At 72.3% G+C, this 23,837-nt stretch carries 15 protein-coding genes and 1 other RNA gene; 8 read left to right on the top strand and 8 right to left on the bottom strand.

Features of this window, described 5'->3' with window-relative positions; translation table 11 throughout:
- Positions 1-54 precede the first annotated feature (54 nt).
- Entirely contained in the window at positions 55-1,266 is a 1,212-nt protein-coding gene (locus WMF22_RS32215; protein WP_438032268.1) for a formylglycine-generating enzyme family protein, read from the top strand.
- A gap of 633 nt (positions 1,267-1,899) precedes the next feature.
- Complete coding sequence (locus WMF22_RS32210) at positions 1,900-2,337, top strand: CHRD domain-containing protein (protein ID WP_437293792.1); 438 nt, start codon at positions 1,900-1,902, stop codon at positions 2,335-2,337.
- A 97-nt stretch (positions 2,338-2,434) separates the two neighbouring features.
- Here the strand turns inward: WMF22_RS32210 and WMF22_RS32205 are convergent, their stop codons facing one another.
- The 3 genes from WMF22_RS32205 to WMF22_RS32195 all read right to left on the bottom strand — a co-directional run bounded on the left by WMF22_RS32205 (position 2,435) and on the right by WMF22_RS32195 (position 6,306).
- Complete coding sequence (locus WMF22_RS32205; protein ID WP_438032267.1) at positions 2,435-3,988, bottom strand: allantoicase; 1,554 nt, start codon at positions 3,986-3,988, stop codon at positions 2,435-2,437.
- Positions 3,967-5,322, bottom strand: coding sequence for an allantoinase AllB (gene allB, locus WMF22_RS32200; RefSeq protein ID WP_438032266.1), 1,356 nt, complete (start codon positions 5,320-5,322; stop codon positions 3,967-3,969). Before allB ends, WMF22_RS32205 begins: the two co-directional genes overlap by 22 nt.
- Before the next feature lie 102 nt (positions 5,323-5,424).
- The gene (locus WMF22_RS32195) at positions 5,425-6,306 is read right to left on the bottom strand and encodes an MBL fold metallo-hydrolase (RefSeq protein WP_437293789.1); all 882 of its coding nucleotides are present in this window, start codon (positions 6,304-6,306) and stop codon (positions 5,425-5,427) included.
- A 374-nt stretch (positions 6,307-6,680) separates the two neighbouring features.
- Between WMF22_RS32195 and WMF22_RS32190 the strand changes: the two genes are divergently transcribed.
- Positions 6,681-7,505, top strand: a complete 825-nt coding sequence (locus WMF22_RS32190) for a DUF3025 domain-containing protein (protein ID WP_438032265.1) — start codon at positions 6,681-6,683, stop codon at positions 7,503-7,505.
- Between the two features lie 85 nt (positions 7,506-7,590).
- Here WMF22_RS32190 and WMF22_RS32185 read toward each other — a convergent pair whose 3' ends face one another.
- Positions 7,591-8,397 carry a class I SAM-dependent methyltransferase gene (locus tag WMF22_RS32185; RefSeq protein WP_438032264.1) on the bottom strand — a complete coding sequence of 269 codons (807 nt, stop codon included), beginning with the start codon at positions 8,395-8,397 and terminating at the stop codon, positions 7,591-7,593.
- Positions 8,398-8,515: 118 nt separating this feature from the next.
- Complete coding sequence (gene metH / locus WMF22_RS32180; protein WP_438032263.1) at positions 8,516-12,295, bottom strand: methionine synthase; 3,780 nt, start codon at positions 12,293-12,295, stop codon at positions 8,516-8,518.
- A gap of 276 nt (positions 12,296-12,571) precedes the next feature.
- Here metH and erpA point away from each other — a divergent pair, with 276 nt between their 5' ends.
- Positions 12,572-12,895, top strand: a complete 324-nt coding sequence (gene erpA / locus WMF22_RS32175) for an iron-sulfur cluster insertion protein ErpA (RefSeq protein WP_437293785.1) — start codon at positions 12,572-12,574, stop codon at positions 12,893-12,895.
- Between the two features lie 457 nt (positions 12,896-13,352).
- Entirely contained in the window at positions 13,353-14,204 is an 852-nt protein-coding gene (locus WMF22_RS32170; protein ID WP_012238497.1) for a sigma-70 family RNA polymerase sigma factor, read from the top strand.
- Positions 14,205-14,270: 66 nt separating this feature from the next.
- Here WMF22_RS32170 and rnpB read toward each other — a convergent pair.
- Both rnpB and proC read right to left on the bottom strand, forming a co-directional pair.
- An RNA gene (rnpB, locus tag WMF22_RS32165) (RNase P RNA component class A) lies at positions 14,271-14,735 on the bottom strand.
- Positions 14,736-14,931: 196 nt separating this feature from the next.
- The gene (gene proC / locus WMF22_RS32160; protein WP_437293784.1) at positions 14,932-15,789 is read right to left on the bottom strand and encodes a pyrroline-5-carboxylate reductase; all 858 of its coding nucleotides are present in this window, start codon (positions 15,787-15,789) and stop codon (positions 14,932-14,934) included.
- A gap of 274 nt (positions 15,790-16,063) precedes the next feature.
- Here proC and WMF22_RS32155 point away from each other — a divergent pair, with 274 nt between their 5' ends.
- Positions 16,064-17,548 (top strand): Do family serine endopeptidase, encoded by a 1,485-nt coding sequence (locus WMF22_RS32155; RefSeq protein WP_437293783.1) that lies wholly within the window; start codon positions 16,064-16,066, stop codon positions 17,546-17,548.
- 143 nt (positions 17,549-17,691) lie between these two features.
- Here WMF22_RS32155 and WMF22_RS32150 read toward each other — a convergent pair whose 3' ends face one another.
- Positions 17,692-18,921: a lysylphosphatidylglycerol synthase transmembrane domain-containing protein gene (locus WMF22_RS32150; protein WP_438032262.1), complete on the bottom strand. Its 1,230-nt coding sequence runs from the start codon at positions 18,919-18,921 to the stop codon at positions 17,692-17,694.
- Positions 18,922-19,236: 315 nt separating this feature from the next.
- On the opposite strand from WMF22_RS32150, the gene WMF22_RS32145 reads away from it, so the two are divergent.
- Together WMF22_RS32145 and WMF22_RS32140 are read left to right on the top strand one after the other, a co-directional pair.
- Positions 19,237-20,361, top strand: a complete 1,125-nt coding sequence (locus tag WMF22_RS32145) for a 6-phosphofructokinase (protein ID WP_437293781.1) — start codon at positions 19,237-19,239, stop codon at positions 20,359-20,361.
- 230 nt (positions 20,362-20,591) lie between these two features.
- Positions 20,592-23,822 (top strand): response regulator, encoded by a 3,231-nt coding sequence (locus tag WMF22_RS32140; RefSeq protein WP_438032261.1) that lies wholly within the window; start codon positions 20,592-20,594, stop codon positions 23,820-23,822.
- Positions 23,823-23,837 lie beyond the last annotated feature (15 nt).

Raw genomic sequence — 23,837 nt, 5'->3', positions numbered from 1 at the left:
CGTTCGGGTGAAGCTCGGGATCGCCGGCGCGGGGCTGGCTGGCTGGCCGTCGCGATGGCCACGCTCGGGCCGGGCTGCGAGCAGAAGGTGCGGAGCTTCGTCGATGGCGACGGCGGCGCTGGCGCCGCTGGCGGCGGAGCAGGCGGTGGGTCGGGCACGGCGGTCGGTGGCGGCGGGGCTGGCGGCGGGGCTGGCAGCAGCGCGACGGGGGCCGGTGCGACCGGCGGTGGCGCGACGGGTGGCGGCGCGACGGGTGGTGGCGAGGCCGGTGGCGCAGCGACTGGCGGCGGTGACGCGGGCGGGGGCGGGGGGACCCCTGTCGAGTGCTCTCCCGACGAGGCGCGGTGCGCCGGCGATCTCATCGAGGTGTGCGGCAGCGACGGGCGGTGGGGTCTCGCCGGTTGCGCTGGATGGTGCGGCGCGGGCCGGTGCATCCTGCCGCCGAGCTGCCGCCTAGGCGAGAGCGGGGCGGGCGAGACCTGCGGGCCGGAGCGGAACCAGCCCTGCTGCGCGAGCCTGCGCGTTCCGGGTGGCCGGCACGACCGGAGCAACGACGCGGCGTATCCGGCGGAGGTGAGCGACCTGCGCCTGGATCGCTACGAGGTCACCGTCGGACGGTTCCGCAAGTTCGTCGAGGCCTATCCCGCGAGCCGACCCGCGGCCGGCGCTGGAGCTCACCCGGCGATCCTGCGGAGCGGCTGGGACGCTGCGTGGGACGCCCGTCTGCCCGCGAGCCAGGCGGCGTTGAGGGACGACTTGAAGTGCAACCCGGGATTGCACTCGTGGACCGACGACGCGGGCGGGAACGAGCTCAAGCCGATCAGCTGCGTGAGCTGGTTCGTCGCGTTCGCCTTCTGCGCCTGGGACGGCGGGCGGCTCCCGACAGAGGCGGAGTGGGACTACGCGTCGGCTGGCGGGAGCGAGCAGCGGGCGTATCCGTGGGGCAACGCGTTTCCGAACTCGACCTACGCCGTGTTCAACATGACGGGCAGCGCCGTCGTCGGATCGAGATCGCCGAGGGGTGACGGCCGGTGGGGGCAGGCCGACCTCGCGGGGAACGTGTGGGAGTGGACCCTGGACTTCGAGGGGACGTACCCCCAGCCGTGCCGTGATTGCGCGAACGTCGAGCGCGGCTCCGCGCGGGTGATCCGCGGCGGCAGCTGGTGGCAGCCCAGACCGGAGGACCTCTCCGCTCGCTTGCGGACCGGCTGGGACCCGACCGATGTGACGGACGCGCTCGGCGTGCGCTGCGCCAGGAAGCTGTAGCCCGCGCCGCCCTTCGTGGGGCCGGCGCGCGCCGGGGAACGGGCGAACGCGCGCCGTTCAGGGAGAGATGAGGTAGATGACCGAGAAGGCCACGAGGAGCGTCGTGAACGCGAGCGCGATGAGCTTGGGCATGGTCCAGTCGTCGTTGTCGGTCTTCGAGATCTCTGTGCTCATCGTGTGCCTCCGCCGTGCTCTCCGCGCGCCTCGCGCGCGTCCGTCTCCTGGCAGAAGGCGGACTCGTCGTCAACCCTGAGCCCCCGCCCGCGACGGACCGGGCGCGCTCATGCGGATGCCTCCACCGCGGCTCTGGCCGCGCCCGCGGCCTCTCCGCCCGTGTGGAGCACGGGCCGCCTTGCTGGAGCACGGGCCGCCTTGCTGGAGCACGGGCCGCCTTGCCACCTCGCGCAGGCGACGCCGATTCCCCGCGTCGTGCGCCGATCCGGGTCCGCTGTCCGTCTCTATCTCTCTCCAGCGCGCCTCGGCGATCGGGGCGAGTCGCCGTGTCCGTCGCGGCCTCCTCGCCGCCCCTGCGATCGACCGACGTGCGGGGCGGCTCGCGGCGCGTGGGCGGCGTCGACTTTGCTCTTCGTGGCGCCCTCGAATCGCACATCCCGTGATGTGCAGGAGGGAGACATGCAACACCTCACGATGCTCGCGCTGGGCGCCGTCCTCCTCGCGGCGGCGCTTGCGCGCGCGGCGTTGCCTGAGCGCCCGGTCCGCTCGCTCACGGCGGCGCTCACGGGGCAAGACGAAGTGCCCGGCCCCGGCGACCCGAAGGGGAGCGGCACGGCCCACGTCACGCTCGATCTCGACCGCGGCGAGGTCTGCTTCGACCTCGCGGTGGCCGGCATCGCGCCGGCGACCGCGGCGCGCATCCACGAGGGCTCCGCCGGCCGCGCGGGCCGCGGGATCATCACGCTGATGCCGCCGACCGGCGGCAGCTCCAGCGGCTGCGTGAGCGCAGCCCGCGACGATCTGAGCGCGTTGCTCGGAGATCCGGAGAGGTATTACGTCGCCGTGCGCACCGCCGATTTCCCCGACGGCGCGCTGCGAGGACAGCTCTCGCGCTGAGCGCGCCACGCTCGGACACTCGATCGCCCGGACCCCCGGCGCGCCGGCGCCCCCCTCGCCCGACGCGCTCCCTTCTCGGAGGCCGCGCCCCGGGGCTTTACCCGCCCCACAGGAGCTTCTTCAGCCGGATCGCCGTGATCTTCCGCTGCTCGTCCGCGGCGATGGGCAGCTCCTGCTCCGGCGTGTGCTCGATCCGCGCGCGCAGCGCCTCCAGCATCTCGTCCGCGCTCTTCCCTGTGGCGCAGACGATGTAGATGAACCCGAACTTCTCGTCATAGGCGCGGTTCAAGCGCGCGAGCGCCTCCCGCGTATCGACCGCCGCGGCGCTCATCCCCGCCTGTTCCTGGCTGGAGAAGCGCCTCGCCGTCGCGCTCGCCTCCGCGGCCTCCGCCTGCGGCCTGGTCTCTCCGATGCGGGGGTGCGCGCGGAACGCCTCGATCCAGTCCTCCGGCGCGAGCCGCGCAAACGCCTGCGCCGCCGCCGCGGAGAGGTGCTCCTCGTCGCGGAACGGGCGCGCCGCCGCCACCTGCGACGCCCACGCCGACGCGCCGCACGCCACGCGGAGCTCCGCCTCGGCCTCCGGCTCCGTGAGCGCGTTGAGCCAGCGGAGCCGCTGCTCGGCCGCACCGCTCCGGGTCGCCTCGCCGAAGATCCGGAGCCGGCTCACGCCGCCGTCAGGATAGATGTTCAGGCGCACGTGCGTGAACGGCCCCGTCGCGCGGAGCGCTTCCTCGAAGAGATGACGCGTGTGCGCCTGGAGCTTCGTCCGCGGCACGATCTCCCGCCACTCGCCCGCGCCGGCGAGCTCCGCCGCGGAGCGCCCCGCGGCGTCGATCCCCTCGATCATGCAGCTGTCGGGGTAATTGCCCTTGAAGTGGTTCGTGTCGACCTCGATCCGCGCGATCTCGCCCTGAGCCGCGAGCGCCACGAGCGCCCAGTCGTACCCGGGCCCCCTCCGGCGCCGCGTCTCCCAGCCGTCTCCCATGTTCGCCGCCCGGCCGGGCATGATGAGGTTGTGGCGCACCCCGAAGAACATGTCGCTGCACGAGAGCACGCGCCCGCCGTTCTCCGCGGCCGCGAGGTCGATCTCCGCGCCCGGGCGGCCCTGCCGGCGAACGTCGGGGAGGGCGTCGCCGTGCACCCGGAGCCGCGCCACGCCGCCGTCCGGGTAGATGTTCAGGCGGAGGTGCGTGAACCGCGAAGCGCTGGTCAGCTCGAACGCGTTCTGCGCGTCGCCGGCCAGCGGCGAGCGCGGCAGGATCTCGACCCAGTGCGTCCGTGGGTCGAGCAAGTCCTCGACCCGCGCGTCGGGCCGCGCCGCGCACGCCTCGATGGAGCAGTGCTCGGGGTAATTGCCCCGGAAGAACGCTGTATCGACGATGACCCCGCGGAGGATCCCTGGCAGCCCCAGCCGGACGAGGCACCAGTCGAACCCGGGAGTCCGGCGCCGGCGCGTCTCCCAGCCATCCATCCACTTCCCGCGATCGGTGTACTCGTGCTCGAGGAACACCGCTTTCCCTGCCTTGAGCAGGTTCTCCTTCGGCGCGAAGAACTCGTCGTTCGCCGCGAGCACCGCGCCGCCCAGGCGCTCCGAGGCCAGATCGAGCGCCTCCGCGAACGCCGGCCCCGTCACCCCTCTCGCTTCAGCCATCGCCCTCTCGCCTTCGCGGGGAAGCTCCCGCGCTCATGGACCTTCTCGCCGCGAAGGTAGGTGGCCTCCACGACGCCGTGGAGCTCCTCCCCGGCGTACGGCGTCACCTTGTGCCGGTGCTGGAGGATCGGCGGCTCGACCCGGAAGCTCGCGTCGGGATCCCAGATCACCAGATCGGCGTCGAACCCGCGCGCGATCTCCCCCTTGCGGCGCAATCCGGCGAGCCTCGCGGGCCCGCGGCACAGCCAGTCCGCGAGCCGCTCGAGCGGGATGCCCCGGCGGCGGGCGTCGGTCCAGACGATCGACAGGCCGAGCTGCAGGCTCGAGATCCCGCCCCAGGCGGCGTCGAAGTCGCCGGCTTCGAGCCGCTTGAGCTCGGGGGTGCACGGGGAGTGATCGGAGACGACGAGATCGATGAGGCCGCCCGCGAGCGCGGCCCAGAGCTCCTCGCGGTTCTGCCGCTCCCGGATCGGCGGAGCGCACTTGAAGGGCGTCGCGCCGTCCGGGATCTCCTCGGCGGCGAAGTGCAGGTAGTGCGGCGTCGTCTCGGCGGACAGCGCGGCGCCGCCGTCGCGCGCCCGCCGCAGGACGTCGAGCGCCGTGGCCGACGAGAGGTGGACCACGTGCGCCGCCGCGCCCGTCGCCTGGCAGAGCGACGCGAGCAGGGCGATCGCCTCGTCCTCCGCCTCTCGCGGGCGCGAGCGCAGGTAGGCGGCGTACGTGCGCGGGTCCAGGCCGGCGATCGCCGCGCGCGCCGCGTCGATGGGGCCGGGGAGCTCGGCGTGGACGAGCAGCGGCGCCCCCGTGCCCGCGAGCACCTCGAGCGCCGCCCTGAGGTCCGCCTCGGCGACGTGGCCGAACTCCGCCACGCCCGAGTCGACCATGAAGCACTTGAAGCCGAGCGCGCCGGCCTCGAGCAGCGGGACGAGCTCTCCCGCGTTGCCCGGGACGGCGCCGCCCCAGAAGCCCACGTCGACGAGGCACCGGCCCTCCGCCGCGCGCGCCTTCTTCTCGAGGTGCGCGACCGTGGTCGTCGGCGGGATGCTGTTGAGGGGCATGTCGACGAGCGACGTGACGCCGCCCGCGGCCGCCGCGCGCGTCGCCGTCTCGAAGCCCTCCCATTCGGTCCGCCCGGGCTCGTTGATATGAACGTGCGCATCGACCAGCCCGGGCATCACCACCGCGCCCTGAGCGTCCACGACGGGGCAGCCCTCCGGCAGCTCGTCGTAGCCGGCGACGGAGACGATGGTGCCGCCCTGGATGTGCACCGAGGCCGGCCGCACGGCGCCCCCGGTGACCACCCGCAACCCGCGAACGATGAGGTCCGGCGTCATCAGGGACGCGATCGTACCACGGCGCCCGGCGGCCCGAGGCGGGCCGCTCGCCGGAGCGCGCGCCCGCGCGCGCACGTCGAGGCGCGTGGGCCTGTCCGCGCGTCACGCCATCTTCATGCGATCGATGAGCTCGGCGAGCTCGGCGCGCATGGCGTTCTCGGAGGGAGCGCGGTGCCGGCGGAGGTGGCCTGGCAGGACCCACGTGAACCGGTGCTGGAGGAGGCGCTCCATCGAGCGGATCTGCTCCGCCCAGGAATACCAGCAGACGTCGCGCGACGCGTGGAGTCGCCCGAGCTCGCCGGAGAAGAAGAGATGGTCCCCGGTGAAGAGGTATCGGTCCCGGAAGAGGAGCGCGACGCTGCCCCGCGTGTGGCCCGGGACGGGGATCAACGTGAGATCGGGCGCGAGGGCCACCGGGTCGAGCCCCTTGATCTTCACCTCGGCGAGCGCTGTTCCGTCGTCGATGTCGTCCTCGTGGATCACGCGGTCGCACCCGAAGTTGTCGCGGAAGATCCGGTGATCGGCGACGTCGTCGCGGTGGGTGAGCACCAGGGTCCGGACGCCGCCGAGCTCGCGGATGCGCTTCATGAGCGGCCTGGCGGCGCGGGGCGAGTCGACGAGCACGTTGCCCTCGGGTCGCAGGATGAGATAGCTCGCCGCGCCAAAGGAGGATGACGCGGTATAGCCGCAATAATGGACATCCTCGTCGATCGGCTCGGGGAAGGAGAATGTCGCGGCGGCCATCCCCGGCGCCGGTGCGGAGGTGCCGATGGAGGCGGTCGGACACGACACCAGCGCCATGGCCGCGCGGAGGTGCTCGTCCGGCGTCGCGGGCTGGCGAGCGACGACGCTCTGCTCGACGGCGGGCGAGCGCGCGAACACCGAGGGAGCGAGCTGGCGGCATACGTCGCAGTCGATGCACGACCGGTCGACGAAGTAATCGCCGGGGGCGTTCTCTGGCAGGCGGTCCTCGAGGCGAGCCATCTCTTTATCTCAGGATGACACGCGGGCGGCGGGCGTGGGGGCAGATCCGCTGCGGCGACGTCCTTGGCGAACGGCCATCATTCCAGGTTTGGCCAGGTTTGGCCAGGCTTGGCCAGGCTCGGCGCGATCTCTCGTTGCGTGATGGCTGCATGAGGGCGAGCATGGATATCCAGGGAAGCTGGGTGAGTTGAGACAGGGAGTCTCGGGATACCGGCGCTTTGCTGACCCGCTCTCTGCGCTTGGTCCACCGCGGGCCTGCCGGGCGGCCGGTGGCCCTGGTCTCCGCCTGTGGCCGCCGCCTCGCGATCAGCGCGTCCCGGCGCCGCCTTGCGCGCGGCTTGAGCTCTCGCCGCGGTGCTCCTACGCTGCGCCGCGTGAGCGCCGCCGGCCGAGCTGCGCCGCACCCGAGCGGCGCGCCAGGGAGCACCCCCGTCCCCTGGGAGCCGCTCTTCCACGAGAAGAGCCGGCTCTACTGGCCCATCCGCCCTCTGGCCGAGGCGTTCGCGGGGTGCGCCGGCTGGCCGCCGGTCGAGGACTACAACCGGGCGCTCGGCGAGGGGTTCCCCGTGCGCTTTGCGGAGCAAAAGCCGCGGCCTCGTCGGCGCGGGCGGCGCGGGCCCGTCGACCCCTCGGCGCTCTACGACGCGCGCATCCACGTCGAGGGCTGCGTGCCGACGCGTCCGAGGAACTGGCACGACTTCCTCAACATGCTGGTGTGGGGCGCCTTCCCGCGCGCCAAGGCGGAGCTCCATGCGCGCCAGCACCGGGCGATCGCCGCGCGCCTCCGTCCAGGCGCGGAGGCGCTCCCTCCGGCGCGCACGCGCGAGCTGGACGGGCTCGCGCTCCTCGACGAGGGCGGGCTCCTGCTGCTCCACAACAACGCGCGCGAGGCGCCCCTCCTCGGCGATGCCTCCGATCTGGAGCGCTGCGCCGGCGAGGTGCGGGACGCCGTGCAGCGGGGCGAGGCCGCGGCGCTCGTCTTCGGCCACGCGCTGTACGAGAGCCTCCTCCAGCGCGGACCGATGGTCTACGCGATGGTGCAGTCCATCCCGTGCGACGGACCGCTGCCCGCCGCGCCGGCCGCGCTCGTGGCGCTGGCCGACACGCGCCTCGGCGACGTGCTGCGGTCGCCCGACAGCTTCGCGCGCCCGGAGCGCAGCCCGCGCCTCCCCCTGGACGAGCGCGTCCTGTGCCCGTGATGGCAAGTGACGGCAAGTGATGCCAAGTGACCGCCGCGGCCGGAGGACGGCGACCCCCTGAGCGTGCGAGGGGCTCGCCCCGCTCTCAGACGCGCCGTCGCGCCGCGAGCGCATAGACGAGCGGCAGTCGGCGCTCGAACTTCTTCATGCGGAACTGCCCTGGCGGCCCTTCCACCATGTCCGGAAAGATGTCGTAGGGGGACCAGTCGAGCTCGCTCAGGCGCTCCAGCGTGAGGCCCGCGTCGAGGAGCGCCGACACCACCGTCCCGATCCCGTGGTTGAAGCCGACCTCCTTCAGCACCACGGGCGCGCTCCTGTCGGCGTACGTGCCTGTCTCCTCGGTGACGATCGGCTCCCCGTGTCCGTCGTATGCATAGGTGATCTTCTCGAATGCATCGTCGAAGGTCCACACGAGAGGGTGGAACTCGACGAGGTGCAGGACGCCCCCGGGCTTCAGGCACGCCGCGGCCGCGCGCGCCCAGCGGGTCATGTCCGGGAGCCACCCGAGGACGCCGTACGAGGTGAAGACGATATCGAACGTCTCGCCGCCGAGGGCCGCGGGGGCGTCGTAGACGTTGGCCTCGACGAAGCGCGCGTCCACCGAGAGCTCCTTCGCCAGCCCGCGCGCCGCCGTGATGGCCTCGTCGGAGAGGTCCAGCCCGGTGACGCGGGCGCCCAGCCGCGCCCAGGAGAGCGTGTCCTGCCCGAAATGGCACTGCAGGTGGAGGAGCGTCTTTCCGCGCACATCGCCGACCTGCTCGAGCTCGATCGGCTTGAGAGAGCTCGCGCCGGCCCGGAACGAGCCCAGATCGTAGAATTTCGAGGCCACGTGCACGCGGGTGCGCGCGTTCCAGGCGGCGCGGTTCAGCGCAAACCAGTCGGCTTCGGACATGGGGAGCTTGTTATCACAACGCTCGTCGCGCGGGCCGCGTCGGATCGCTGCCGCGCTCGGATCGCCGCCCCTCTGCTGGAACGTGCGCCCCTGGGCTCATCGCCGCTCCCGCCCGTCGTCACGCCGCCACGACGGCGCTCTCCCCCTCGACTGCCGCCTTCGGGTCATACCCCAGGTTCGGCGACAGCCACCGTTCCACCTCCTCGACCGTCATCCCCTTGCGCTTCGCGTAGTCCGCGACCTGATCCCTGCCGAGGCGCCCCACCATGAAATACCGCGCCTTCGGGTGCGCCAGGTAGATGCCGCTGACGCTCGCCGCCGGCGTCATCGCGCAGCTCTCCGTCAGCTCGATGCCGACTGACGGCGCGTCGAGCAGCGCGAACAGCTTGCGCTTCTCGGTGTGATCCGGGCACGCCGGGTACCCGAACGCCGGCCGGATCCCCCGGTACTTCTCCTCGATGAGCTCCTCGCTCGTCAGCGCCTCTCCCGCGCCGTACCCCCAGTCCTTGCGCGCGCGCTCGTGGAGCAGCTCGGCGAACGCCTCCGCGAGCCGGTCCGCCAGCGCCTTCGCGATGATCGCGCTGTAGTCGTCCCTGTCCTTCTCGTACGCGCGCACGATCTCGTCGAGCCCGAGCCCCGCCGTCACCGCGAACGCGCCGACGTGATCGGCGAGCCCGCGCTCCCGCGGCGCCACGAAGTCGGCGAGCGACAGGTGCGGCCTCACCCCGCCCGCGGCCTTGTCGCCGCCGTCTCCGTCCTCCTCGGCGCCGCCCTGCCCCTTCACCTGCTGCTGGCGCAGCATGTTGAACCGGACGAGCTCCCGCTCCCTCGCCTCGTCCGCGTAGAGCACGATGTCCCGCTGCTCGCCGCTCGCCGGCCAGAAGCCGTAGACGCCCCGCGCCGTGAGCAGGCGACCCTCGATGATCCGCCGCAGCACCTTCTGCGCGTGATCGAACAGCTCGCGCGCCGCCTCGCCGTACTGCGGGTGCTCCAGGATCTGCGGGAACGGCCCCCTGAGCTCCCACGCGGTGAAGAAGAACGTCCAGTCGATGTACCTCGCGACCTCCGCGAGCGGCGCCTCCACCACGCGGCGCCCCGTGAACGACGGCCTCGCGATGTCCTCCGGCCGCCACGCGATCTCGAGCCGCCCCCTGTCCGCCGCGGCGAGCGTCACGAGCGGCTTCGCCCGCTTCCTCGCGAAGAGCTCGCGCAGCCGGGCCTGCTCCTCCCGGTTCTGCGCGTCGAAGGCCGGCCGGTTCGCCCGATCGAGCAGGCTCGACACGACGCCCACGGCCCGCGACGCGTCGAGCACGTGCACCACCGTCCCGCTGAACTCCGGCGCGATCTTCACCGCCGTGTGCTGCCGGCTCGTCGTCGCCCCGCCGATGAGCAGCGGCAGCCGGATCCCGCGCCGCTCCATCTCGCGCGCCACGCTGACCATCTCGTCGAGCGACGGCGTGATGAGGCCGCTCAGCCCGATCATGTCGGCCTCCTCGCGCAGCGCCGCCTCCAGGATCCTGTCCTGGTGCACCATCACGCCGAGGTCGATCACCTCGTAGTTGTTGCACCCGAGCACCACGCCCACGATGTTCTTGCCGATGTCGTGCACGTCGCCCTTCACGGTCGCCATCACGACCTTCCCCTGCGACGACGAGCGCCCGGCGGCCTTCTCGGCCTCCATGAACGGCAAGAGGTGCGCGACGGCGCGCTTCATCACGCGGGCGCTCTTCACCACCTGCGGCAGGAACATCTTCCCGGCGCCGAACAGCTCGCCGACGACCTTCATCCCGTCCATCAGCGGCCCCTCGATGATGGAGAGCGGCCTCTCGTACTTCCTCCGCGCCTCCTCCACGTCCGCCTCGATGAAGTCGACGAGCCCCTTCACGAGCGCGTGCGAGAGCCGCTCCTCGACCGGGCCGTCGCGCCAGGCGAGGTCGAGCTCCTTCTTCTTGCCCTTGCCCTTCACCTGCTCGGCGAGCTCGACGAGCCGCTCGGTCGCGTCCGGGCGCCGGTTGAAGATCACGTCCTCCACCCGCTCGAGCAGGTCCCTCGGGATGTCCTCGTAGACCGCGAGCTGCCCCGCGTTCACGATGCCCATGTCCATTCCGGCCCGGATCGCGTGGAACAAAAAGGCCGAGTGCATCGCCTCGCGGACGACGTTGTTCCCGCGGAACGAGAACGACAGGTTCGACACGCCGCCGCTCACGCGCGCCCCCGGGCAGGTCGCCTTGATGATCCGCGTCGCCTCGATGAAGCTCTTCGCGAAATCGCTGTGTTCCTCGATGCCGGTCGCGATCGCGAGGATGTTCGGGTCGAAGACGATGTCCTGCGGATCGAAGCCCGCCTCCTCGGTGAGCAGCCTGTACGCGCGCTGGCAGATCGCGACCTTGCGCTCCACCGTCTCGGCCTGGCCGATCTCGTCGAAGGCCATCACCACGACCCCCGCCCCGTAACGCCGCACGGCGCGCGCCTTCTCGAGGAAGTCCTCGGGCCCCTCCTTGAGGCTTATCGAGTTGACGATCCCCTTGCCCTGGATGCACTTGAGCCCCGCCTCGATGACCGACCACCTCGAGCTGTCGACCATGACCGGGATGCGGGCGATCTCGGGCTCGGTGGCGACGAGGTTCAGGAAGGTCGTCATCGCCTGCTCGGAGTCGAGCATGCCCTCGTCCATGTTCACGTCGAGGAGGTTCGCCCCGCCGCGCACCTGATCGAGCGCCACCTCCAGCGCGGTCGTGAAGTCGCCCTTCTTGATGAGATCCATGAACCGGGCCGAGCCGGTCACGTTGGTCCGCTCGCCGATCATCAGGAAGTTCGTGTCGGGGCGGATGACGAGCGTCTCCAGGCCGGCGAAGCGCCCGAAGCCGTCGCGCTCCGCGGGCACGGGCCGCGGCGGCAGATCCGCCGTCGCCCGGGCGATCGCGCGGATGTGATCCGGCGTCGTCCCGCAGCAGCCGCCGACGATGTTCACGAGCCCGCTCTCCGCGAACTCCGCGAGCAGCCGCGACGTCGTCTCCGGGAGCTCGTCGTACTCGCCGAACGCGTTGGGGAGGCCCGCGTTCGGGTAGCAGCTCACCCGCGCCCGCGCGAGCTTCGCGAGATCCACGAGGTACGGCCGCATGTCGCTCGCGCCGAGGGCGCAGTTGAGGCCGACGCTGAGCGGGCTCGCGTGCTCCACGCTCGTCCAGAAGGCGTCGATCGTCTGGCCGGAGAGCGTCCTGCCGCTCCTGTCGGTGATCGTCACGCTGAGCAGGATCGGCAGGCGCCGCCCCTTCTCCGCGAAGACCTCCTCCATCGCGACGAGGCACGCCTTCATGTTCAGCGTGTCGAGGAACGTCTCCGCGAGGATCACGTCGACCCCGCCGTCGACGAGCCCGCGCACCTGCTCCGCGAACGCCCGCCGCAGCTCGTCGAAGCCGACGGCGCGGAACGACGGGTCGCTCACGCTCGGCGAGATCGACAGCGTCTTCGGCGTCGGCCCCATCGCGCCCGCGACGAAGCGCGGCTTGCCGGGCGTGCGCGCAGTCCACGCGTCGGCCGCCTTCCGGGCGATCTGGGCCGCGGTCAGGTTGATCTCGTAGGCGAGCGACTCGAGCCGGTAGTCGGCCTGGGCGATCGAGGTGCCCGTGAAGGTGTTCGTCTCGATGATGTCGGCGCCGGCGTCGAGGTACGCGCCGTGGATCTCGGAGATGACGTCCGGCCGCGTCAGCACGAGGAGGTCGCTGTTGCCCTTGAGGTCGATCGCGTGATCGCGGAAGCGCTCGCCGCGGTAGTCGGCCTCGCCCAGGCGGTAGCGCTGGATCATCGTGCCCATCGCGCCGTCGAGGCACAGGATCCGGTGTTCGAGGATCTCCTCGAGGCGCGCGGGGCGTTCGCTTCCGTTCGTGGCTCTGCTCATGTTTAATCTCTCAATCCGGATTAGCAGATTGAGTTCTGCCGGGCCTGCCTGCCGGCGTCAAGCGAAGGGGCGGCCAGGGCGCCGCCTGACGCCGCTCCGGCTGAGGCACTGGCGGATATCGCTGAAGGTGCGTATCTTTGACGAGCCCTGAGCACCCCACCCCAGGGCACGGCCGGCCGGGCTCGCCGCACGGTTCACCTTCCTGCGGGGGCGAGCGCCCCCCAGAGACAGGACCCGCCGTTCCCCGCCGACAAAGCACGCAGAGGAGATTCCAGGATGATCACGATCACGCAGAAGGCAGCCGAGAAGGTGATGGAGATCGCGACAGCGGAGGAGCTGCTGGGGCAGGGGTTGCGCCTGCGCGTCGTGGGTGGCGGGTGCGCCGGCTTCTCGTACGACCTGTACTTCGAGGACAAGCCGACGGAGTTCGACGAGGAGTTCGAGGACAGGGGCATCAAGCTCTTCATCGACCCGCTGAGCTTCCAGTACCTGGACGGCACGGAGATCGACTACGTGGAAGGCCTCCACGGCTCGGGCTTCAAGTTCAGCAACCCGTCGGTGAAGAGCACCTGCGGCTGCGGCTCCTCGTTCTCCGTCTGATCTCCGTCAGATTCCGTCAGGTTCCGTCTGAACACGCGCCCGCTCTCTTCGCGGGCGTCGCTTCCGTCCTGGCTCGCGCCGCTCGTCTCTCGAGCGGCCTACGCGAGATGCACACGGGCCGCGTGAGCGCGTCTGCCCGGAGCATCGCGGCCTTCCTGGCTCTCTAGCGCCTTCGGTTTGGCTCGTCCCTCGCTCGGGCGCGCCTCCGGCGCGTGCGCCAGCGCTTCGCAGCCATGGTGTACAAGCTGCCCGCCCGGGGCGGCATGCCAGCTGCATCGCAGCCTGGGTGGGCTGCTCTCTTCGGAATCTCGAACCAACCACTCCGGCGGCAAGTGCCGGCGGAGCGATCAACGCGATCGAGGCCCGGCCCCGGCCGACCTCGACAGCAGGAGACGGGGTCCGGCGTCGGCCGGCCTCACCAACCGAACCGGGGTCTTCGGACCTCGAAGGAAACCCTGTGCAAACGTCCCGAGATCAGGCCAGCGCGGTTTCGCGCTACATCACGCATGTTCGGCAGATCCCGGAGCTGTCGCGCGAGGAAGAAGTCGAGCTCGCTCGACGGTGGCGGGACCACGGCGACGAGCAGGCCGCAGCCGCGCTCGCGCTCGCAAACCTGAGGCATGTTGTCTCGATAGCGATCAGCTACCGGCGTTACGGGATCCCGCTCGCCGACCTCATCGCCGAGGGGAACTTCGGGATCGTCCACGCGATCCGCAAGTACGACCCGGACCGCGGAAACCGCTTCGTGACCTACGCGGCCTACTGGATCCGGGCGTACATCCTGAACCACGTCATCCACTCCTGGAGCCTGGTCGGCGTGGGCTCGGGCCCGCTCCGCTCGAAGATGTTCTTCCGGTTGAGGCGGGAGCGGGCGCGCATCGCGGGCCTCGTGGGCGAGGGGGAGGAGGGAGATCGGCTGCTGGCCGAGAAGTTCGGCGCGCCCGCGGAGAAGGTGCTGGAGATGGCTCACCGGCTGGAGGCCCGGGACGTCTCGCTCGACACGAAGGTGTTCGAGGACGGCGCCCGGTCGCTCGTCGACACGCTGCCCGCGGACGATCAGGACCAGGAGGAGCGCTTCTCGCGCGCGGAGGAGGGGGCCCTGCTCCGGGAGCGGCTGACGCAGGCAGTGGAGAACCTGGACCCGCGCGAGCGGTACATCGTCGAGACCCGGATGATGGCGGATCCCGAGGAGGAGCTGTCGCTCGCCGAGATCGGGCGTCGCCTGGGCGTGTCGCGCGAGCGGGCCCGGCAGCTCGAGGCGCGCGCCAAGAAGAAGCTGCGCGACCGCCTCCAGCCGCTGGCGGCGTAGCGACTTGCCACAGGTGAGCGGCGGGCGAGCACAAAAGCACGAAGCCCCGCCGGGGCGGAGCTTCGTGGTCGCAGGAGACGTAAGCCGAGTTCTGTTGCGCGGGGAGTCGCCCCCCTCGCGCCGGCGATCATTCCTCTAGGACGCGCGTCGCCGCGCGCCTCAAGCAGCCAACCCGGAGGCCTGGGGCGGGCAGCCCTTGCCGCGGCGGCTGTCGCCGTCGCGGACGCCTCCCTACGCGGCCTTGCTCCAGGTGGGGTTTGCCATGCCGCCCTTGTTGCCAAGGGCGCGGTGGGCTCTTACCCCGCCGTTTCACCCTTGCCGCGCGGCGCGCCTGCGGAGGCGCGGAGCCCGGCCCATCCGGGCTGGAGGCTCGTTGCCCTCGCGAAGCGCGCGGCGCGGCGGTCTGTTCTCTGTTGCACTTTCCTCGAGATCGCTCTCACCGGGCGTTACCCGGCACCCTGCCCTGCGGAGCTCGGACTTTCCTCCCGCGGCCGGGTTTCCCCGTCCGCCGGCGATCGCCTGTCCCGCTGCGACGCGGCGAACATAGTCAAGAGCCGGCCGAACGCCAACACCTGAGGTCGGAGAACGGATGGCGCGAATGCACGTCATGGAGCGACGTGCCCTGTGCTTTCAAGGCCGAGCTCCGGCGGTGACACCGCGCGTGGCGCGGCTGCTCCCCCCCTGGCTCGTGGTCAGCAGTCGGGGACAGGCCCGCTCCTCGTCGGGTTCAGGTGCGGCGGAGCTTCTGCGCCATCTGGGCGCCAAGCTCGGCCGAGCGGTTGGACGCCGCCTCGACCGCGTCGATCAAGGTGCGGCGGAGGCCGCCTGCCTCCAGCGTGTGGAGCCCCGCGATGGCCGTGCCGCCGGGGCTCGTCACCATGTCCTTCAGGCGGCCGGGGTGCTCGCCGGTCTCGAGCTGGAGCTTGGCGGCGCCGTACACCGTCTGCGCCGCGAGCAGCAGCGCCGCGTCCCGGCCGAGGCCGACCTTCACGCCGCCGTCCGCGAGCGCCTCGATCATCAGCATGACGTAGGCGGGGCCGCTGCCCGACAGGCCGGTCACCGCGTCGAGCAGCGACTCGTCGAGCACGACGACGCGGCCGACCGCCTGGAACAGGGTTCGCGCGATCTCGACGTCGTCGCTCGTGGCGTGGCTGCCGGCGGCGATCGCCGTGGCGCCGGCGAGCGCGATCGCCGCGGTGTTCGGCATGCTGCGGATGACGCGCGCTCCCTCGGGCAGGCGCGCCTCGATGGCGTCGATCGGCACGCCGGCCGCCACCGAGATCACGACGTCCGAGCGGCCGAGCCCCGACGAGATGGGGGCGAGAATGCGATCGACGATCTGCGGCTTGACGGCGATGACGAGGACGTCGGCCCACCGGCAGAGCGCGTCGTTGTCCTCGGTGGTCTCGATGCCGTAGCGCCCGTGAAGAAAGGAGAGCCGCTCGCTCTTGAGATCGCTCGCGCGGATCTGCTCCGGGCCCACGGCGCCCCCCTGGACGAGGCCGCGGATGAGCGCCTCGGCCATGTTTCCGCCGCCAAGAAACCCGATCTTGCGCCCTCGCAGCAGACCCTCATCGCTCGCCATCGCTCGCCTCCAGGAGCGCGCACCCTAGCAGCCTTGCCGAGCGCGCGGCTCAAATCTCGACGGACACCGCCGCGCTGCTACGTGCCGTGCGTGCCGCGCGTGCCGCGCGTGCCGTTACGGACGGGCAGGCAGGCGCGGCGCCCGCTTGCGCGGGCCGAGAAGAGCGCTCTTGTCAGCCGAGGCCGCGGCGTTATTGGTGCGGCGGAATGAACGCAGTCGGTCCCATGTTCGTCGATGGCAAGACGGGACCCTTCGACTGCCCGACGGAGATTTCATGATTCAAGCGGTTTCCTATCGCCCTCGCGCTTCGGCCCTCGCGCTGCTCACGGCGGCGGCGCTGGCCATCGGCGGTTGCGGTCAACAGGCCCACGCCACGCCTCCCTCCACCCAGGCCGCCGCCTCGCCGCAGGCCGCGGCGCCGCCGGTCGGGACCGTGACGCTCCCGCCGACGACGGCGCCGGTGCCGGCCACCTTCGATGTCGCCGCCCTGTCAGAGCGGGTCAAGCCGATGGTCGTCAACATCACGACGACGCATGAGGTCAAGGGGCCCGAGGGGCTCGACCCCTTCCAGTTCTTCTTCGGTCCGCAAGGCGGCGGACGGCTCAACCCGCGGGGCCAGCAGCCGACGCAGACGGCGCTCGGGACCGGCTTCATCATCGACCCGAGCGGCTACGTCGTGACGAACGAGCACGTCATCCACGACGCGTCCGGCGTCCGCGTGCGGCTCGCCGACGAGCGGGAGTTCGAGGCCGAGGTCGTCGGCCGCGATCCCAAGCTCGATCTCGCGCTCCTCCGCCTGAAGGGCGCGAGCGGCCTGCCTGTGGCGCCGCTCGGGGCGAGCGAGCAGCTGCGGGTCGGCGAGCACGTGCTCGCGGTCGGCAACCCCTTCGGGCTCGGCCACACGGTCACGCTCGGCATCGTCAGCGCGAAGGCGCGCGCGATCGGCGCGGGGCCGTACGACGACTTCATCCAGACCGACGCGTCGATCAACCCGGGCAACAGCGGCGGCCCGCTGTTCAACTGGCGGGGCGAGGTCGTGGGCATCAACACCGCGATCCGGGCGGGCGCGAACGGGATCGGCTTCGCGATCCCGATCGACGCGCTGAAGGACGTGCTCCCGCAGCTCCGCGAGAAGGGCTTCGTCGAGCGCGGCAAGCTCGGCCTCCTGTTCCAGCCCGTCACGCGCGATCTCGCCGCGGCGCTCCAGCTCGACGGGCCTCGGGGCGCGCTCGTCGCCGAGGTCGAGCCGGGCGGCGCGGCCGCGCGCGCCGGCATCAAGCCGGGCGACGTGATCGTGAACGTGAACGGCGTGCCCATCCACCACGCCGAGGAGCTGCGGCGCAACGTGGCGCGCAACGCGCCTGGCTCGGAGATCGCGGTGACGCTTGTGCGCGCCCAGAAGCAGCAGCAGGTCGTGGCCAAGCTGGACGCGCTCCAGGATGAGGAGGGCGACGCCGCGGGCCGCGCGCGGCCGAACCAGGGCGCCCGACCCGAGCGCCAGCTGAGCGCCGAGAAGCTCGGCATCCAGGTCTCCGAGGTCCCGGGCGGCGGCGTGCGGGTCGACGGGTTCGCCTCGGGCAGCAACGTCCAGGAGATCGAGGTGGGCGACGTGATCCTCGAGGTGAACGGCGCCCCGGTGAAGGACGTCGCCGGCCTCCGGGCGGCCATCGCCAAGCTCAAGGACGGTTCCGTCGCCCTCCTCAAGGTGCGGCGCGGGAAGCTCGTCCAGTTCGCGGCCGTGCCGATCTCCGCGCGCTGATCCTGCGCCGGGCGTGGCTGGCGCGGCTCTCGCGAGCCGGCCTGCGCCAGCCGCGCCGACCGCGTCACGCCATTCCCGCGTCACCCCGTTCCCGCGTCACCCCGTTCCCGCGCCACCCCGTTCCGCGTCACCGCATTCCCGCGTCACCCCACGCCTTGCTGCCGGTCGGTGGTGTCCTCTCCACCCAGCGGCGCCTTCGCGGCGCGCGCCGCCTCCGCGAGCGCGCGCTTCTCCGCCTCCGTCTGCTTCACGCGCTCCTCGAGCACGTCGGTGCCGAGGTAGCGGAAGACGTAGACCCCCCCGACGAACATGCAGAGGAACAGGGTGAGCACCCGCCAGAGGACGACGTACGGCACCACGAACGCGCCGTGGACCCAGGGCGACATGAGCGCGTTCGAGCCGAGCTCGGCGACGCCGCTCGCGCCGGGCGTGGGGGTCATGTAGAGCGCGAAGTTGAGCAGCGTCTGGATCAGGACGACCTGCACGATCGGCGGGCCTACTGAGACGAACGTCGAGGGCGAGGTCGGAATGCCGAGCCCGAGCAGGATGAAGTAGGCGACGGCGAACCGCGAGCAGAAGAAGCCGAACGTGAGCAGCAGCGCGGCGGCGTAGGCGCGCTTGCCGCGGCGCATGTAGATGCGGAAGCCGTGGTGGAACTCGTCCACGCCCAGCAGCAGGCGCGCGGTCGTGGCGCCGGGGGCGGCGAGCGCGGCCTCGGCGCGGGCCCGCAGCCGGGGCACGCGCCGGGCGCCCAGCAGGGCGGCGCGCAGGAGCGTCCCGAGCGGCACCGACAGCGCGCGGACGATCCCCTTGAGGAGCGGCGGGTACGCCGCCGCGGCGATGAGCGCGACGAGGGCCGAGCCGAACATCACGACGGTGAAGAGGAGCAGCCACTCGATCTGCGGGCCCGCCGGCACGACAAGCATCCCGCCCTGCTGCAGCGCGAAGATGGCCACGGCGGACAGGAGGAAGAAGGTGATCGTGCACGAGGCGGTGAGCAGCTCCGCCGTGGCCACGTCGACGAGCCGCATGCCGCCGTGCACGAGCACGGCGGCCTGCGACGGCGCCGCGCCGGCCTGTCCGGGGGTCACCCCGGCGCAGAACATCAGCACGAACTCCGAGGTCACCGCGGTGCGGACGCGGAGCTCGGGCCAGAGGACGCGCCCGAGGGTCCAGATCCTGAGGCCTCCGAACACGCCCTCTTGCAGCGCCAGCACGGCGCCGACGAGCAGCCAGCCCGGGCGCACATGCGCGAACGCGGCGGCGAGGCTCGCCTGCTTGTCGTGGATCTCGCTGTAGAGGACGTAAGCGAACGACGCGAGCGTCAGCGTGACGATGACCTGGATGCCTCGGATCAGGGTGGCGCGGTTCATACAGGGGCACGCAGCCGGGGTGATCGCATGCGCACGCCCCTATACCCTGTCGCCGGCGCTCGCGACCGTCATGCCTGCGCTCCTCCGGATCGACACCCCTCCCGTGGCGGCCCCGACCACACGGCGCACGCGCGCTGGGTGCGAAGGCCGCTTCGCGCAGGCGCTCCTCGCTCGCCGCGCTCCCCGGGCTCGTCCAGCGGGTCGCGATCGCCGCCGTCGCTCCGTCGCATCGCCACGCGCATGTGTGCCTTTCGAGGTCAGGTCGAGGAGATGTCTATTGCGTCGCCGGGGGCGGCTCGCGATCCTGCAAGCCTCATGGCGGCACGAAAGATCGCTATCAGTACCGGCGGAGGCGACGCGCCGGGGCTCAACGCTGTGATCCGCGCGGCCACGCTCGGCGCGCTCGAGCGTGGCTGGGAGGTGTGGGGGATCCGGCAAGGGTACCGCGGGTTGCTCGACGACGCTCCGGACGGGCTCATCCGCCTGGATCGCGAGCGGGTCCGGGGCATCGCGCACCTCGGGGGCACCATCCTGGGCACCGCGAACCGCGGCGATCCGTTCCACTACCCGACGCCTGGCGAGCACGGGCTCGTGCCGCGGGATCGATCCGAGGATCTCGTGCGGCGGTTCCGCGCGGAGGGGTTCGACGCGCTCATCTCGGTGGGCGGAGACGGCTCCATGCGGATCGCGCACGAGCTGCTCCAGCGCGGGCTGCCCCTCGTCATCGGCGTACCGAAGACGATCGACAACGACGTCTGCTGTACGGACCTCACGTTCGGCTTCGACACGGCGGTCTCCATCGCGACCGAGGCGCTCGACCGGCTCCACACCACGACCGAGGCGCACGAGCGGATCATGGTCGTGGAGGTGATGGGGCGGCACGCGGGCTGGATCGCGCTCAACGCCGGGATCGCCGGCGGAGCCGACGCCATCCTGATCCCGGAGATCCCGTTCCGGATCGAGGCGATCGCCGAGAAGATCCGCCTGCGGGAGTCGCGCGGGCGCCGCTTCTCCATCGTCGTGGCGGCCGAGGGGGCGTGCGCGCAAGGGGGTGAGCTGATCATCAAGGACGCGGGCGACGCGTTCCGCCGCACCGCCGTGCTCGGGGGCGTGGCCGAGCGCGTGGCCAAGGAGCTCGCGGCCCGCACCGGCAAGGAAGCGCGCTCGATGGTGCTCGGCCACCTCCAGCGGGGCGGCGGACCCACGACGGCGGATCGCTTGCTCGCCCTCCGCTTCGGCGCGGCCGCGGCGCGCTGCCTCGTCGAGGACTGCGGCAGCGGAATGGTGGCGCTGCGCTCGAACCGGATCGAGCTCGTCCCCCTCGAGGAGGTCGCCGGCAAGACGAAGACGGTGCCGCTCGACTCGGACACGGTCGTCACGGCCCGTGAGATGGGGCTGTGCTTCGGAGACGAGGCGCCCGGCCACTTCGTCGCGCCCTGATCGGCGGGCGCGCGGGTCTTCCGCTGTCTCCCTGCTCCTCGGCAAGAGTTATGTAGGATTGTGCGGTATCGCCCCCGGGCCGGGCGATTTCCGCTCAGCGCCCCGTCGGCAGGATTGGCAGGCGGACGGCGGCCGCGCGATCTGAGCTGCGCCGCCAGCCTCGTGTTTGACACTCGTTGAAGGGGGCCGATATCTTGGTTTCCCCTCCGAACCCGCGCACACCCCGGAACATGACGAAAGTCCTCGTATTTGAGAGCGATCCGGCGTTTGCCGGGGAGCTCCGCACGGAATTGGGCCGCCTCGGCTGCACCGTTCAGGTGGTCGACGACGGCAACGTCGGCCTGCAGGCGGCCGCGGCCGAGCGCCCCGACCTCATCCTGCTGTCGATCGAGCTGCCGCGCATGAACGGCTTCTCGGTCTGCAACAAGCTCAAGAAGGACGTGCAGCTCAAGGACGTCCCGCTCGTCATCATGTCGAGCGAGTCGAGCGAAGAGACGTTCGAGCAGCACCGCAAGCTCAGGACGCGCGCGGAGGACTACATCCACAAGCCGATCGCGTTCGGCGAGCTCCTCGAGCACATCCGCACCTACGTGCCGATCGACGGGGACGACGCGGAGGCCGATCCGATCATGATCGATGAGGCCGAGGTGCTCGAGGCCGACATCGACGAGGACTCCGGCGATCCCACGATCATCACGGCCGCCGTGGGCTCGGGCGGCGCGCCCGGGAGCGTCGCGCCTCCTCCCGTCGTTGCGCCGTCGGTCCCGCCGCCCGTGCCGAGGCCGCCGTCCGCGGCGCCGCCGCCGCCTGCCGCCGCCACGCCGTCCGCGGTACCGCCGCCGCCCGTGCCGAGGCCGCCGTCCGCGGCGCCGCCGTCTGCCGCGCCGAGGCCGACGTCCGCGGCGCCGCCGCCTGCCGCCACGCCGTCTGCCGTGCCGTCGGCGCCCCCTGCCGCCGCTGCGCAGGATCGCGCCCGGGCGTCAGCTCCGCCGAGGCCCCCGCAGGGCGCCGCGGCGCGGTCGGACGCCCGCAAGTCGGACGAGGACATCGAGGAGTTCATCGGCGGCGCGTTCACCCGGCTGATCCGCGACGAGGAGGAGGAGCGCACCGACGTCAGGCCCTCGGTCGCGCCGTCGTCTCGCACGCTGGCGCCCACGAAGACGCCCGTGCCGGCCTCGGCGCCGCCGCCCGTGAGCTCGTCGCCGGTGGCCGCGTACCGTGCTCCGGTCTCCGAGCGCGGGGCCGCGTACCGTGCTCCGGTCTCCGAGCGCGGGGCCGCGTACCGTGCTCCGATCTCCGAGCGCGGGCGGCTGACCCCTGCGCCGCCCGCGCCGCCTCGCTCCGACGCCGACGCGGCCGAGATCGAGCGCTTGCGTGGCGAGCTGGACAGGTCCAAGGGAGAGATCGTCCGCCTCACCAAGGAAGTCGCGGCTGCGCGCGCGACCTCGCTCCGCCTCGAGGGCGAGCTCTCCTCGGCGAACGACGGCAGCCAGGAGGCGGCCCGCCTGCGGCGCGAGCTCGACGAGCTCAAGGTGAAGCTCGCGTCCGGCTCCGGCGCCGGCTCCAGGCCTGGCGGCGTGTCGAGCCGCGAGTTTTTGGATCTGCGCGAGGCGCTCAACAAGAAGGACAAAGAGATCCTCGCGCTCCGCGACCAGATGTCGCGCAAGGACAAGGAGCTGCTGGAGCTCCGGGATCAGTCGCTGTCGCTCGAGCGGGAGAAGGCCGATCAGGTCGACAGGATCCTGGAGCTCGAGCGCGCGAGCGAGGACCTCGACGGACAGGTCGCGTCGCTCCGCGCGGACAAGGAGCTCGCCGCGAAGCGCGCGGACGACTTCAAGGCGCGCGCGGAGAAGCTGCAGGGGCAGATCGCGGCCCGCGACGCCGATCTCTCGTCGGCCCGGCAGGCGCTGATGGACGCGGAGGCGGCGCACACGGAGGCGCTGCGCGCGGCGACGGACGAGAAGACGCAAGCGATCGCGGCCGTCGAGGCCTCGGCGCAGCGCGAGCTCGAGGAGAGCGCGCAGGCGGAGCGCGAGCGCTTCGAGCAGGCGGCCGCGGCGCACCGGGCGGAGGTGGAGCGGCTCAACGCCGAGCACGCCGCCCGGCGCGAGCAGCAGGCCGCCGAGCACCGCGCCGCCATCGAGAAGCTGACCGGCGAGCACGCCGGCGCCATCGAGAAGCTGACCGGCGAGCATGCCACGGCGCTGGACCGCCTCCGGGCCGAGCATGCGGCGGCGGTGGAGGGGGCGAAATCCGATCACGCCGCGGCCATGGAGGGGCTGCGGGCCGAGCACGCCGGGGCGCTCGACGCGTCGAGGCGCGAGCACGAGGCCGCCGTCGAGGCGCTGCGGCGCGAGCACGAGGCCGCGACGGAGCGGCGCGACCGGGAGCACGCCGCCGCGCTGGACACGGCGCGGAGCGAGCACGCCGCCGCCGTGGAGCGCGCCCAGGCGGAGCACGCCGCCGCGCTCCAGGGGGCGCGCGACGAGCACGCCGCCGCGATCGAGAAGCAGCAGGCCGAGCACGCGTCCGCGCTGGAGTCGCTGCGGGGCGAGCACGCGTCCGCGCTGGAGTCGCTGCGGGGCGAGCACGCGAGCGCCCTCGAGGGGCTCCGGAGCGAGCACGCGGACGAGATCGGACGGCGGGATCGCGAGCACGCGGGCGCGCTGGAGTCGCTGCGGGGCGAGCACGCGCGCGCCCTCGAGGGGCAGGCCGAGGAGCATGCGCGGGCGATCGCGCAGCAGACCGAGGAGCACGCGAGGGCGCTCGAGGCCGCGCGAGAGAGCTTCGCAACGCAGCTCGCGGCGCGGGAGCGCGAGCTCATCGAGGAGCGCGAGCAGGCCGTCCGCGACGCCGAGCAGGCCCACGCGAAGCGGGTGGCCGAGCTCGAGGCGCGCGCCGCCGAGCGGCAGGCGCAGCTCGAGGCCGCGCACGCGCAGGCGCTCGCCGACACGCGCGCGGCGCACCAGGCCGAGACCGCCGAGCGGGAGGCCGCCTGGGCGGCGCAGCGGCGCGAGCTGGACGAGGTCGCCCGCGGGCTCTCCACGGAGCTCGGGCAAGCGCGCAGCCAGATCGCGGACCTCGAGGCCCGGAGGCAGGAGCTCGATCGGCAGCTGGAGCAGCGCGCGGGCGAGCTCTCCGCGGCCGCCGCGGAGCGCGAGCGCTTGCTGGGCGAGCTCGCCGAGCGGGCGCAATTCATCGAGGCGCTCCAGGGCCGGCTCGCCGAGGCGGAGCGGCGTGGGAGCGAGCTCGGCGCTCAGCTCTCGCAGCGGACCGAGGAGCGCGACACCCTGCGGGCGAACGGCGAGCAGCTCACCGAGCAGCTGGCCGTCGAGCGCGCCCGCCTCCAGAAGGCGCGCTCGAAGTGGGGTGAGGACCGCGTCTCGCTCGAGCGCGCGCGGGAGGCGCTCGCCTCGGCGCTCTCGCAGATCGATCAAGCCGAGGCGCTCTCGATCGAGTGAGCCCTCGGCGCTCCC

Source organism: Sorangium sp. So ce204, assembly GCF_051526795.1.
Classification (GTDB): Bacteria; Myxococcota_A; Polyangia; order Polyangiales; family Polyangiaceae; genus Sorangium; species Sorangium cellulosum_B.
This window is presented reverse-complemented; position numbering and strand designations above follow the sequence as displayed.